At 39.4% G+C, this 13,337-nt stretch carries 11 protein-coding genes; 1 reads left to right on the top strand and 10 read right to left on the bottom strand.

Annotated elements, in window-relative coordinates:
* Window positions 1-216 precede the first annotated feature (216 nt).
* A complete protein-coding gene (locus PVA17_RS15920; RefSeq protein WP_132360320.1) occupies window positions 217-573 on the bottom strand; it encodes a response regulator in 357 nt (118 codons plus the stop codon).
* Between the two features lie 155 nt (window positions 574-728).
* Between PVA17_RS15920 and PVA17_RS15915 the strand changes: the two genes are divergently transcribed.
* Window positions 729-1,259 (top strand): DUF2529 family protein, encoded by a 531-nt coding sequence (locus PVA17_RS15915; protein ID WP_142509202.1) that lies wholly within the window; start codon window positions 729-731, stop codon window positions 1,257-1,259.
* A 184-nt stretch (window positions 1,260-1,443) separates the two neighbouring features.
* Here PVA17_RS15915 and PVA17_RS15910 read toward each other — a convergent pair whose 3' ends face one another.
* The 9 genes from PVA17_RS15910 to PVA17_RS15870 all read right to left on the bottom strand — a co-directional run bounded on the left by PVA17_RS15910 (window position 1,444) and on the right by PVA17_RS15870 (window position 13,246).
* Entirely contained in the window at window positions 1,444-3,036 is a 1,593-nt protein-coding gene (locus PVA17_RS15910; RefSeq protein WP_274068234.1) for a CTP synthase, read from the bottom strand.
* Window positions 3,037-3,603: 567 nt separating this feature from the next.
* On the bottom strand, window positions 3,604-4,140 hold the full coding sequence (rpoE, locus tag PVA17_RS15905; RefSeq protein ID WP_274068233.1) for a DNA-directed RNA polymerase subunit delta: 537 nt from the start codon (window positions 4,138-4,140) through the stop codon (window positions 3,604-3,606).
* A 151-nt stretch (window positions 4,141-4,291) separates the two neighbouring features.
* Complete coding sequence (locus PVA17_RS15900) at window positions 4,292-4,453, bottom strand: hypothetical protein (RefSeq protein ID WP_248717815.1); 162 nt, start codon at window positions 4,451-4,453, stop codon at window positions 4,292-4,294.
* A 150-nt stretch (window positions 4,454-4,603) separates the two neighbouring features.
* The gene (icmF, locus tag PVA17_RS15895; protein WP_274068232.1) at window positions 4,604-7,852 is read right to left on the bottom strand and encodes a fused isobutyryl-CoA mutase/GTPase IcmF; all 3,249 of its coding nucleotides are present in this window, start codon (window positions 7,850-7,852) and stop codon (window positions 4,604-4,606) included.
* Between the two features lie 124 nt (window positions 7,853-7,976).
* On the bottom strand, window positions 7,977-8,609 hold the full coding sequence (locus PVA17_RS15890; RefSeq protein ID WP_274068231.1) for a TetR/AcrR family transcriptional regulator: 633 nt from the start codon (window positions 8,607-8,609) through the stop codon (window positions 7,977-7,979).
* Window positions 8,610-8,612: 3 nt separating this feature from the next.
* Window positions 8,613-9,749, bottom strand: coding sequence for an acyl-CoA dehydrogenase (locus PVA17_RS15885; protein WP_248717812.1), 1,137 nt, complete (start codon window positions 9,747-9,749; stop codon window positions 8,613-8,615).
* Window positions 9,750-9,982: 233 nt separating this feature from the next.
* The gene (locus PVA17_RS15880; RefSeq protein ID WP_274068230.1) at window positions 9,983-11,119 is read right to left on the bottom strand and encodes an acyl-CoA dehydrogenase; all 1,137 of its coding nucleotides are present in this window, start codon (window positions 11,117-11,119) and stop codon (window positions 9,983-9,985) included.
* A gap of 70 nt (window positions 11,120-11,189) precedes the next feature.
* Window positions 11,190-12,041: a 3-hydroxybutyryl-CoA dehydrogenase gene (locus PVA17_RS15875; RefSeq protein ID WP_132360624.1), complete on the bottom strand. Its 852-nt coding sequence runs from the start codon at window positions 12,039-12,041 to the stop codon at window positions 11,190-11,192.
* A complete protein-coding gene (locus tag PVA17_RS15870) occupies window positions 12,041-13,246 on the bottom strand; it encodes an acetyl-CoA C-acetyltransferase (protein ID WP_274068229.1) in 1,206 nt (401 codons plus the stop codon). Before PVA17_RS15870 ends, PVA17_RS15875 begins: the two co-directional genes overlap by 1 nt.
* Between the last annotated feature and the right edge of the window lie 91 nt (window positions 13,247-13,337).

Here is a 13,337-nt window from a genome sequence, read left to right as displayed (position 1 = left end):
GAAACGAAGGTTTCAGCCCCTGAAAAGCAGGGGCTTTTATTTTCTACGCGAAAGCGGAGTGCAACGTAGCGACAGCGTCTTGTTTTCTGCACGTAAGCGAATGTTATGGTGATGAGTTATATATTTTGGCAGCTAGTGAATATAAAACGGTAGAAAATTACTAATAATCTTATAACAATCATGAAAAACAGGCGGTGTTGACCACTGCCTGTTTTTCTATACTTTTAATGTTTTATTTACTTCATCTCGCACTTCAAAAATATCAAAAGGCTTAGTAAAATATCGGATTGCTCCTAAATCTAATGCCTCCTGTACAACGTCCAATTCACCATATGCAGTCATCATGAATACTGGAAGTTGTGGCCACTTCTCTTTTAAGCGCTTTAAAATTTCTATGCCATCCATCCCTGGAATTTTCATGTCTAATAGGACACAATCCATTTCCTCCTCAGCATATTTCAGCGCTTCCATACCATTTGCAGCTAAATATGTAACATAACCTTCTTTTTTCAACACTTCATTTAAAAGCAAACGAATTCCTGGTTGATCATCGACAATTAGTAATCGTTTCACATTTCATTCCGCCCTTTTTGAGTTATTATTCTTACACAAAACTTCCTATATTATGTATTATTCTCCTTTAACCTCTTAATACCTTCTAGTATTATAAATTATCTGCTTTTGCTTTATGCTCTTATCATACCTATAATATTGATTGAGGTGGGATCATGTCAAAAATTCTAACAACACAATTAAGTGGATTATTACAAAGAATAACACAAACTGAAGAGGAAGCTATTGAAGAAACAGCACGATTACTTGCACAAGCGGGTATTGGTGAAGGCAATGTCTATTTCGCATGTTTTGGCGAAATGCAAGTTGTCGAATTAAATGCATGCCAAGCTGTTGAACGTTTTACCAAGTTAGTCCCTTGGACAAAAGATACAGTGATCACAGAAGCTGATCGAGTATGCATTTTTACACGTAGTGCACACGATGAGGATGCATTAGCCTTAGCACAGCAATTAAATAATCAGTTTATTCCATTTGCAGCAGTTGCTAGCGAAGTCGATAACTCTGAAAATCCACTAGCAGATTTAGCGTATACGTATATTTCAACACGCATGCGCGGTGGTTTATTACCGAACGATTTAGGCAAGCGCATAGTCGTGCCACATGCTATTGCTGCCCTTTTTGTTTATGAGGCAGTAAAAATTGCGTATGATGAAATGCTTGGTCTTGATGACGAAGAGCTGTAAAGAATCTAACATTACAGAAATACTTTGAAGATTTATCGAAACAAAATCGCTCTTTATCGAAACTATTTGAGCTTTTATCGAAACAAAATCTCATTTTATCGAAACATTTTGGACTTTTATCGAGAAACAAGTTCTTTCTATCAAAAAAAGAGTTGTCTCAGCACTTGAGACAACTCTTTTTTCATTATTTGAATGTTGCTCCGATAAAATCACGGAACAATGGCTGTGGACGGTTTGGTCGTGATACCAACTCAGGGTGGAATTGACATGCTACGAAGAAATTATTTTCTGGTAACTCGATAATTTCTACTAATTTACCGTCAGGACTTGTACCTGAGAAGACAAGACCTTCAGCTTCCATCGCTTCACGATACTCATTGTTAAATTCATAACGATGGCGGTGACGTTCATAAACAAGTTCTTGACCATAAGCTTGGATCGCCTTTGAGCCTTCTTTTAACTTACATGGATATAAACCTAAACGTAATGTACCACCAATGTCTACATTGTCGTTTTGATCTGGTAGGAAATCGATAATCGGATATTCTGTTTTTGGATCAAGCTCTGTAGAATGTGCTCCTTGTAAACCAAGTACGTTACGAGCAAATTCCACTGTTGCAAGTTGCATACCTAGGCAAATACCTAAGAATGGTACATTATTTTCACGAGCATATTGTGTCGCTAAAATTTTACCTTCAACTCCACGATCACCGAAGCCACCTGGAACTAAAATGGCGTCAGCACCTTTTAATAGTGAAACAACATTGTCAGCATCCACGTGTTCTGCATTGATCCAGTCAATCTCAATATCAGAATTATATGCATAGCCTGCATGCTTTAATGCCTCTACAACAGAAATGTAAGCATCTTGTAGTTCTACATATTTACCTACTAATGCTACTTTTCGTTTATTTGGTAAGCTCTTCACTTTTGCTACAAGCTCGCGCCATTCTTCCATATCCGCCTCTGGTGCTTCAATGCCAAAATGGTCAAGCACGATATCATCGATATCTTGAGCATGAAGGTTTAGTGGTACTTCATATAAATGTTCTGCATCGCGAGATTCGATAATTTCGTGTGGCTGAACATCACAGAATAAAGCTAATTTTTCTTTCATATCCTGTGGCACTTCTTGCTCTGTACGTACAACGATAATATTTGGTTGAATACCTAAAGAACGTAATTCTTTTACAGAATGCTGAGTTGGTTTTGTTTTTAGCTCACCCGCAGCTTTAATATAAGGAATAAGCGTACAGTGAACATACATCACATTGTTATGACCTAAATTCGTTTTCATTTGGCGAATTGCTTCAAGGAATGGTAATGACTCAATATCCCCAACTGTTCCGCCTACTTCTGTAATAACTACATCCGCATTTGTTTCGCGACCAGCTCGTTGAATACGATCTTTGATTTCATTTGTAATATGAGGAATTACTTGTACTGTTCCACCATTGTAATCACCGCGGCGTTCTTTTTGTAATACAGACTGATAAACACGCCCTGATGTTACTGTAGAATGTTTTCCTAGGTTAATATCTATGAAACGTTCGTAGTGACCTAAGTCTAAGTCAGCTTCTGCGCCATCATCTGTTACGAAAACCTCACCATGCTGATAAGGACTCATTGTACCTGGGTCAATATTGATATATGGGTCAAATTTTTGAATCGTTACTTCTAATCCACGATTTTTTAATAAACGACCTAGAGATGCTGCTACAATCCCTTTTCCAAGTGAAGACACAACCCCACCTGTTACAAAAATATACTTCGTCATGAAAAAATTCCTCCTTATATTGTTCTAGAAATTACTAGTAAGAAAAGTGCATTCACGTCCTAAGCTAAGTAATCTTGAGCATTGGTGCAAATGTCTCTACGGCCTAAGAAATTGATATTTCTTATCCCTAAAATAAGAAAAGCCGAGAATGCCTACAAAATTGTAGTCGATTCGAAGCTGTAATCGTTTCTATCTCTTTTCTACTTTCCTTTTAAAAATTTCATCCTAACATATACGCAGTCACCGATTATTATACATCATGAATAATTTAAAGCATTTATATTCATTCCGTAGCTATAAACATGGGAGAACTTGACTGAATATAGTTAAAAAAATAAAAAAACGCTCCTCCTGCATAGGTTTGCAGGGGGAGCGTATTACATACACGGTCTTTCTCCTTTAATTAAGGAGCCCAAGTAAAAGATTAAACGGAACCGCGATAGAAGTCAAGATTTTTTACTACAAGGATAAAAGAAAGAAAATTTCAAAGAGTAATTATCATCAATTATGGCTCGGCATAATCGGGTCCGGAATCAGCTTATTTCAGAAGTTGTTTGGTGAAATAAGTTAGATTTCGTCCTCTTCTTCAAATTCTTCTTCATCTTCTTCAGTAAAGTCCTCGTCGATTTCTTCATCGATGTCCTCTAGATCTTCTTCATCAAAATCGATATCTTCTTTACCATCTTCTTCATCTAGATCATCTTCATCTTCAACGAATTCTTCATAATCTTCATCGAAGTCAATATCTTCTTCATCTAGATCTTCATCTAAATCATCCTCATCTTCAACGGCTGCTTTAGATTTTTTCTTATGAGTTTTAACAGAAGGAGCTGTTTCTTCTTCAATCTGTTCAACTTTATACCATTCACGTAAGCCCCAGCCAGTTTCCTGATTAAATAAGAAGCGACCATCTACATTCATATCTGTGTAAAATTGTAGCAGGCGAGCTTTCATTTCTTCATCACTATAGCCTACAAGCTCTTGAATAATTGTTAATAAGTCATTAAAAGACACTGAGGCACGTTTTTCATTTAAAATTGCGTACGCTAAGTTAATTAACGATTCTTCCGTTAATTGTTCTTTTGTCATTTCACGAAAATTCATTCGTGCACTTCCTTTCCCTCATCACTATGGACGTTTTAAAATTTATATAGCTTTATTGTCGGAGCGCAGCAAAAAAGGCCGCACAAAAGTAACTTTCCATATCATAAGCATAATACCCATTATATACAAAGTTTTATCCTCTTTGCTAGCTTCAATTACTGTTTTTTATATCACGCATTTTTTTTATCCCTAAGTAAAACATATAGACCGATAATATTAGTAAAGGAACAGCGCCAAATTGCTTATCATACAGGAAAATAACTCCTACCACCAAAGCTAAAATAATGATGTAGTTAATAGCTGATTTCATCATTCTACTGCGCCTCCCCTTTTTTTACATTTCTTATTATAACGGAAATAAAAAGAAGTGCCTAATCCTAGGACTAGACACTTAAAACTTCACAAACATTTTGCACAAAATAGAATAAATGTTAAACAATAAGAAAATTCACATGTTTATCAATTACATATTACGACGATATTGTCCACCAACCTCATATAAAGCATTTGTGATCTGCCCTAAGCTAGCGACTTTTACGGTTTCCATTAGCTCCGCGAAAATATTGCCGTTGTTGACAGCTACTTGTTGTAAACGAGCAAGGGCCGCTTCGTTCTCACCTTCATGTTGCTTCCAAAAGGCATGTAAATTTTGAATTTGCGTCTCTTTTTCTTCCGTCGATGCACGCGCAATTTCCATATTGTTAATTTCATCTTCTGAAGGTGGATTCGGATTTAAGTATGTGTTCACACCAATGATTGGTAACTCACCTGAATGTTTTAGCATCTCGTAGTACATGGATTCCTCTTGAATTTTACCACGTTGATATTGTGTTTCCATTGCACCTAGGACGCCACCACGATCATTGATACGATCAAACTCTTCAAGTACCGCTTCTTCTACAAGGTCTGTTAACTCTTCTACGATAAACGCCCCTTGTAATGGATTTTCGTTTTTCGCTAAGCCATGTTCCTTCGTAATAATCATTTGAATAGCCATTGCACGACGTACAGATTCTTCCGTAGGCGTTGTAATTGCCTCATCATATGCATTTGTATGCAATGAATTACAGTTATCCTGTAATGCCATTAACGCCTGTAATGTTGTGCGGATATCATTAAAATCAATCTCCTGTGCATGCAAACTGCGTCCAGATGTTTGGATATGATATTTTAATTTTTGTGCTCGTTCATTGGCGCCGTACTTATCACGCATTACAATTGCCCAAATACGACGGGCTACACGTCCAATAACCGTGTACTCTGGATCGAGTCCGTTAGAGAAAAAGAATGATAGATTTGGTGCAAAGTCGTCAATATTCATGCCTCGACTTAAATAATATTCCACATACGTAAAGCCATTTGCTAATGTGAAGGCCAATTGGGATATTGGGTTCGCACCAGCTTCGGCTATATGGTACCCAGAAATAGATACTGAGTAATAATTACGAACTTTATGATCGATAAAGTATTGCTGAATATCTCCCATCATTCGTAACGCAAACTCTGTTGAGAAAATACATGTATTTTGCCCTTGGTCTTCTTTTAAAATATCTGCTTGCACGGTTCCACGTACAACCTGTAATGTTTTCTCCCGTGTCTCTGTAAATTCTTCAACTGTCAATGGTCGACCAAGTTCTTCCTCACGTAGTTTCACTTGCTGATCAATAGCCGTATTCATGAACATTGCCAAAATAACCGGTGCTGGACCGTTAATTGTCATTGATACTGAAGTCGATGGTGCACATAAATCAAAGCCTGCATAAAGCTTTTTCATATCCTCTAACGTACAAATTGATACACCCGATTCTCCAACCTTTCCATAAATATCTGGTCGGTAATCTGGATCCTCTCCGTATAACGTTACTGAATCAAATGCTGTTGATAAACGTTTTGCATCATCATCCTTCGATAAATAATGGAATCGTTTATTCGTACGCTCAGGCGTTCCTTCTCCAGCAAATTGTCGCTTCGGATCTTCACCTTCACGTTTAAATTGGAATACCCCCGCTGTATACGGAAATTCACCAGGTACATTTTCTCTATAAACCCAGCGTAAAATTTCACCATAATCTACGAATTTCGGCAAAGCAACTTTAGGTATTTTTGTACCTGAGAGGCTTGTTGTCTTTAAAATTGTTCGAATTTCTTTATCACGAACTTTCGTGACAAATTCGTCTCCTGCATACGCATCTTTTAAAGCATTCCAATTGTCTAAAATACGTTTAGATTCAGCCGTTAATTCATCTCTAACGCCTTCTGCTAAAGAAGTGAGAGATGCGATAAGTGCATCATTTGGCGCTTTTTCCTTAACCGCTGCAATAGCTCCCTCTAATTGGAATAGACGACGAGCAAATTCTACCTGTTGCGCTGATTTTTTATGATAGCCACGCACAGTATCTGTCAGTTCTCGTAAATAATAACGACGATCGTTCGGAATGATAACATCTTGCTTTTGAGTTTTTGCAAATTGCTCATATCCCGTTTCCCAATTACTTCCTGTCTTCGTATTAATGATATTTATTAATGCAGCAAATAAAGCATTCGTTCCTTTATCATTAAATTGGCTGGCAATCGTACCGTACACAGGCATATTATCAAGTGATTCATCCCAAAGTTCTCGTGAACGTTGATATTGCTTCTGCACTTGACGTAGCGCATCCTCTGAGCCTTTGCGTTCAAATTTATTGATGGCGATTACATCCGCAAAATCAATCATGTCAATTTTTTCAAGCTGAGTTGGAGCACCAAACTCACTTGTCATCACGTACATGGAAAGATCCGTGTATTTTGTAATTTCCGCATCACCTTGACCAATACCACTTGTTTCTACAATGATTAAATCATAGTCCGCGACACGCACTACGTCTAGCACGTCCCCAATAGAAGCAGTAAGCTCTGTACGAGATCCACGTGTTGCTAAACTACGCATGTATACTCGATTATTAAAAATCGCATTCATACGAATTCGGTCACCAAGTAAAGCGCCACCTGTTTTTTGCTTTGTTGGATCGACAGAAAGAATAGCTACGCGTTTATCCGGAAACTCCTTTAAGAAACGACGAATTAATTCATCCGTTAAGGAAGATTTTCCCGCACCACCTGTTCCTGTAATACCTAATACAGGTGTTCCTTTTGAGCGTTTGCGAGCTTCTTCTAGCATCTTTTTCGTTTCTTCATCATCATTGGACTCAGCAGCAGTTATTAAATTTGCTAATATTTCTGGCGTTTCTGGTGTTAAGGCATCCAACTTTTCTTGATAGTTACCTGTAGCGGTTGGGAAATCAGTCCCTTTAATTTTTTCATTAATCATCCCTTGTAATCCTAAAACGCGACCATCCTCTGGCGAGAAAATCCCTGCAATCCCGTAAGCGTGTAGCTCTTTAATTTCACGTGGTAAAATAACACCACCGCCGCCACCATAAATTTTAATATGTGGTGCTCCTTTTTCACGTAGCAAATCATACATATATTTAAAGTATTCCATATGCCCGCCTTGATAAGAAGATACTGCAATGCCTTGTGCATCCTCTTGAATCGCAGCATTTACGACTTCTTCTACGGAGCGGTTATGTCCTAAATGGATTACTTCTACACCACTGGATTGTAAAATACGTCGCATAATGTTAACCGAAGCATCATGTCCATCAAAAAGACTAGATGCTGTTACAAAACGTACGTGATTTTTTGGACGATATACTTCTACCTTTGTCATATGAAATCCCCACTTTCTCCCCTTAATCAATTACACCTTTGTGTTATAGAGCATAATGCATAAAAAAATCGGTAATTGCAATGTCGCACTATGCAATTACCGACAACCCCTTTACAAAAACTTATTAGAACCCCTTTATGCCTGAAATAAACAATGTTATTTGCATTTCAATAAATTCGTCAATAGAGTGCTGACGATGGAGCGCCCATTTACGGAATGCCCAGCTTTGTCCAGAAACGACTAAGTTATTTGCTGCCAAGTGAATTTGTTGATCCGTCATCGTTATTTCACCTGATTGCACACAGCGTTGTAGTAATCGCTCAAAAGTACCAACCATTTCAAACTCTTTACTAAATACATAGCGTTGTGCTTCTTTTGATAATGATTTAGTTTCCTGATACATGATTGTCAGCTCATCAACCATACTATCAATTTGCAAGAAATACTCTCGAATCATTTCCTTTAACTCTTCTATAGTTCCTGCCTTAATCTCATAACTAGAAAGTCGCTCCATCGCATGGTGATAAATACTATCACATACAAGATATAGGACATCTTCCTTAGTACGAATATATTCATATAATGTTCCGATACTAAAGCCTGCAGCTTTTGCGATTTCTCTCGTGGTAGCACGATGAAAACCTTTTTCTTTAAATAATTTAATGGCTCCCTCTATCATTTGTTCTCGACGAATGGCGATGAGATTTTCATCTTTAACCGTCGACTGTACTTCGGGTCTTTTATCTCTTCCTGTCATACGTTATTTTGTCAACATACGAGAGATAACAAGCCGTTGAATCTCTTGTGTACCTTCATAAATTTGTGTGATTTTTGCATCACGCATGAAGCGCTCAACAGGATAATCTTTCGTATATCCATACCCACCAAAGACTTGAACCGCCTCAGTCGTTACATTCATCGCAGTATCGCCAGCCATTAATTTTGCCATTGCAGATGCTTTACCATAAGGTAGACCATTTGATTCCAACCAAGCCGCTTGGTATGTAAGCAGTCGAGATGCTTCAATTTGAGTTGCCATATCCGCTAGTTTAAAGGAGACACCTTGGTTAGCAGTAATCGGTTTACCAAATTGCACGCGCTCTTTACCGTATTCAACCGCTGCATCCAATGCGCCTTGTGCAATCCCTACAGCTTGTGCCGCAATACCATTCCGTCCTCCATCAAGTGTTGTCATCGCAATTTTAAAGCCTTCTCCCTCAGCTCCAAGCATGTTTTCTTTCGGAACGCGACAGTTATCAAAAATAATTTCAGTTGTAGGAGATGAACGAATTCCTAGTTTTTTCTCCTTCTTCCCTACCGAGAAACCTTCAAAGCCAGCTTCAACGATAAAAGCAGTTGTGCCATGTTTAGCTTCTGGATCTGTTACTGCAAATACAACATATGTATCTGCTACTCCACCATTGGTAATGAAAATTTTCGAGCCGTTTAAAATATAATCATCGCCATCACGTTTTGCATATGTTCTCATGCCACCAGCATCAGAGCCTGATCCTGGTTCTGTTAAACCATATGCACCTATATGTTTACCTTCTGCCATTGGACGAAGATATTTTTGTTTTTGTTCTTCTGTACCGAATTTAAAAATCGGCCAACCAGCAAGTGAAGTATGTGCTGATAACGTTACCCCTGTTGAAGCACATACACGTGATAATTCTTCTACAGCAATGACATATGCAAGATAATCAAAGCCTGCACCACCGTATTCTTCTGGCCATGGAATACCTGTTAACCCTAGCTCCGCCATTTTATCGAAAATTGCACGGTCAAATTCTTCGTTCTCATCACGTTCAGCTGCTGTTGGTGCTACTTCATTAATAGCAAAATCACGAATCATTTCGCGTAATTGCTCATGCTCTTCTGATAATTGAAAGTTCATTGTCCATTTCCCCTTTTTCGTTAGACTCTATTTGTGCTATATTGTTGATTTCAATTTTTGATCATGTTCCTGCTATATTGCTTCGAGAAAACTGAGCAAATCTTTTGGTTACCTGATCCGTTCATTGAGGTAACTGAGCGATTCATTGCATGACCTGACCAGTTTTCAGGTTACACGAGCGTTTTATGTTAGCAATCGACATTATCCTGGGAAAATCAACAATGCAACAAACCTTATTTCAGTAAATGTTTACTAATGACTAGCTTTTGAATTTCACTTGTACCCTCGTATATTTCTGTCACTTTTGCATCTCGGAAATAACGCTCTACTGGATAATCTTTTGTATAGCCATAACCACCAAAAATCTGTATAGCTTCTAGCGCTGTTTGCACTGCTGTACGAGAGGCAAAAAGTTTTGCCATCGAGGCCTCCGCTCCACACGGTAACCCTTTTGTGCGTAAATCCGCAGCCCGATAGACTAATAATTTCACTGCTTCCACAGCAGTCGCCATATCAGCAAGCTTGAAGCCAACACCTTGTTGCGCTGCAATAGGCTTTCCAAATTGAACACGTTCTTTGGCATATGCAGTGGCTGCCTCTAGCGCTGCTTCAGCAATACCTAGAGCTTGTGCTGCGATTCCAATACGTCCAACATCTAAATTGGCCATTGCGATTTTAAAGCCTTCCCCTTCCTCCCCAAGAAGGTTTGCGGCTGGAATGCGACAGTTGTCGAATGTAAGTTGAACTGTACGTGAGCCGTGTAAGCCCATTTTTTGTTCATCTTTTCCTACGATTAAGCCCGAAGTTCCTTTTTCAACAATAAAGGCTGAAATACCACGTGTTTTTTCAGTAGGATTCGTTGAGGCAAAGACAATATAAACATCCGCTTCTCCACCATTTGTAATAAACACCTTGGAGCCGTTGATGACATATTCATCTCCATCTCGCACCGCTTTGGATTGTAAAGAGCCAGCATCTGAACCAGCGCTAGGCTCCGTTAAACAAAATGCCCCTAAATATTCACCTGCAGCAAGCTTTGGAACATAACGTTTCTTTTGTTCATCGTTGCCGAAATAAATAATGGGATTTGTTCCTACCGAAGTATGCACAGATAAAATAACCCCCATTACTGCGCTCACCTTCGATAGTTCATTGATAGCAATTATGTACGATGTAAAATCCATCGCTGAGCCGCCTAATTCCTCAGGCGCCGTAATCCCCATTAAACCTAATTCCCCCATTTGTGTAAGGAGCTTACGCGGAAATTCTCCTGCCTCCATTCGTTCAACCCACGGTTCGATTTTATCCTGAGCGAAATTTCGAACCATATCACGCATCATTATTTGTTCATCTGTAAATTGTAAATGCATCTATAATGTCACCCCTGTATGTTGTCCCGTAGCATTACACTTCGTTTTGAATCACCCCATCCCCATAGGATTATTCGTAAACGTAAAAGCCTCTTCCAGATTTTTTACCTAGCCATCCTGCTGCCACATATTTACGAAGCAATGGACAAGGTCTGTATTTACTATCACCTAAGCCCTCATGTAAAATCTCCATGATAGATAAACATGTATCAAGACCAATGAAATCTGCTAATGTTAATGGCCCCATCGGATGATTCATTCCAAGCTTCATTACATCATCAATAGCTTCTTTCGATGCTACACCCTCATACAATGCGTAGATCGCTTCATTAATCATTGGTAATAAAATACGATTCGAAATAAAGCCCGGGAAGTCATTTACCTCCACTGGCGTTTTCGATAATGTTACTGTCATGTCTTCAACCGCTTTGTAGACTTCATCACTTGTAGCTAACCCTCTAATAATTTCTACTAGCTTCATAACAGGTACCGGATTCATAAAGTGCATACCAATTACTTGCTCTGGACGATTTGTTACAGCTGCAATTTCCGTAATTGGTAAAGACGATGTATTCGTAGCTAAAATGGCATGTGCCGGTGCAATCTGATCAATTTGCTTAAAGATGGATTGCTTTACTTCCATATTTTCCACTGCTGCCTCGATGATAATATCTACATCACTAGCATCCTGTAAATCTAGTGACATATTAATACGACCTAGAATAGCTGCTTTCTCTTCCTCAGTTTTACGACCCTTTTCGACATCACGTGTCAGGTTTTTCGTAATGACGCCCAAACCACGTTCGAAAAATTCTTGCTTCATGTCGTTCAGTTTGACATCATAACCAGCTTGTGCACAAACTTGTGCAATGCCGGAGCCCATTTGCCCAGCACCAATAACCATTACTTTTTGAATTCCCATCATTCATGTCCCCCTGTTTTCGGTACTTCAATCATAATTGCATCGCCTTGCCCTCCACCTGAGCAGATAGCCGCAATTCCGATACCACCGCCACGGCGCTTTAATTCATGAACAAGTGTTAAAATAATGCGTGCGCCAGATGCTCCGATTGGATGACCTAGTGCCACTGCACCACCGTTAACATTGACCTTTTCAGCATCTAAATCCGCCAACTGCTTGCTGACAAGAGCTACAGCTGCAAATGCTTCATTGATTTCGATCAAATCAATGTCAGCTAATGATTTCCCCGTCTTTTTCAGTAATTTGTTAATGACAAGCCCTGGTGTTTGTGGAAAGTTCTCTGGCTCAATAGCAAGCTCTTCATGGCCGATAATCACCGCAAGTGGCTCTCTGCCTTCACGAGTTGCACGTTCCTCACTCATTACTACTAGGGCACAAGCACCATCGTTAACGCCAGGTGCATTACCTGCTGTAATTGTTCCATCCTTGTCAAAGGCTGGCTTGAGTTTTGCAAGTACCTCCATTGATGTACCGGGTCTTGGTGCCTCGTCTGTATCGACTTGAAGCGGTTCTCCCTTACGTTGTGGAATTTCCGCAGGCACGATTTCTTCAGCAAAGTAACCTTTTTCAATTGCTGCAAGTGCACGTTCATGACTGCGAACTGACCAAGCATCCTGCTCCTCACGGCTTAACGAATATTCTTTCGCCGTTGTATTACCGTAGCTTCCCATATGTGGCCTTGCCTTATTAAAGGCACATGTTAAGCCATCATATAGCATGCCATCCACCATTGTTGAGTCGCCCATGCGTAAACCTGTTCGACCATTTTGTAGATAATACGGTGCATTGGACATGGACTCCATACCACCAGCGATTATTACTTCTTCGTCCCCTAATCGAATTAGCTGATCTGCTAGTGTTACAGCACGCATCCCTGACGCACAAACCTTGTTAATCGTTTCTGTTTTCACTGCTATTGGTAAATTTGCTTTGATCGCAGCCTGCCTTGAAGGAATTTGGCCCTGTCCCCCTTGTAAAACGGAGCCTAAAATTACTTCATTCACTTCGTCAGGCGAGATATTCGCTTTCTCTAGTGCCCCTTTTATGGCGATTGCACCTAAGTCACTTGCACTTAATGCTGATAGTGAACCTCCAAACTTACCAAATGCAGTTCTTGCTCCTGCTAAAATTACAGCTCTATTCAAGTAAAACACCCCTTTTGTTTTACGTTTCAGAAGAAGGATTAGAGCTTCTACGTTGACTGAACGCTCGCTCGACCCCTAGCTATGAAAAATG

The organism is Lysinibacillus sp. CNPSo 3705 (assembly GCF_028674935.1).
Taxonomy (GTDB): domain Bacteria; phylum Bacillota; class Bacilli; order Bacillales_A; family Planococcaceae; genus Lysinibacillus.
The sequence above is the reverse complement of the archived record's forward strand: the minus strand, read 5'-3'. Positions and strand labels throughout refer to the sequence as shown.

Coding starts and splice junctions, on each gene's coding strand:
- PVA17_RS15915 (WP_142509202.1), top strand. CDS start 729: ATGTCAAAAATTCTAACAACACAATTAAGTGGATTATTACAAAGAATA.
- PVA17_RS15910 (WP_274068234.1), bottom strand. CDS start 3,036: ATGACGAAGTATATTTTTGTAACAGGTGGGGTTGTGTCTTCACTTGGA.
- rpoE (WP_274068233.1), bottom strand. CDS start 4,140: ATGAATTTTCGTGAAATGACAAAAGAACAATTAACGGAAGAATCGTTA.
- PVA17_RS15900 (WP_248717815.1), bottom strand. CDS start 4,453: ATGATGAAATCAGCTATTAACTACATCATTATTTTAGCTTTGGTGGTA.
- icmF (WP_274068232.1), bottom strand. CDS start 7,852: ATGACAAAGGTAGAAGTATATCGTCCAAAAAATCACGTACGTTTTGTA.
- PVA17_RS15890 (WP_274068231.1), bottom strand. CDS start 8,609: ATGACAGGAAGAGATAAAAGACCCGAAGTACAGTCGACGGTTAAAGAT.
- PVA17_RS15885 (WP_248717812.1), bottom strand. CDS start 9,749: ATGAACTTTCAATTATCAGAAGAGCATGAGCAATTACGCGAAATGATT.
- PVA17_RS15880 (WP_274068230.1), bottom strand. CDS start 11,119: ATGCATTTACAATTTACAGATGAACAAATAATGATGCGTGATATGGTT.
- PVA17_RS15875 (WP_132360624.1), bottom strand. CDS start 12,041: ATGGGAATTCAAAAAGTAATGGTTATTGGTGCTGGGCAAATGGGCTCC.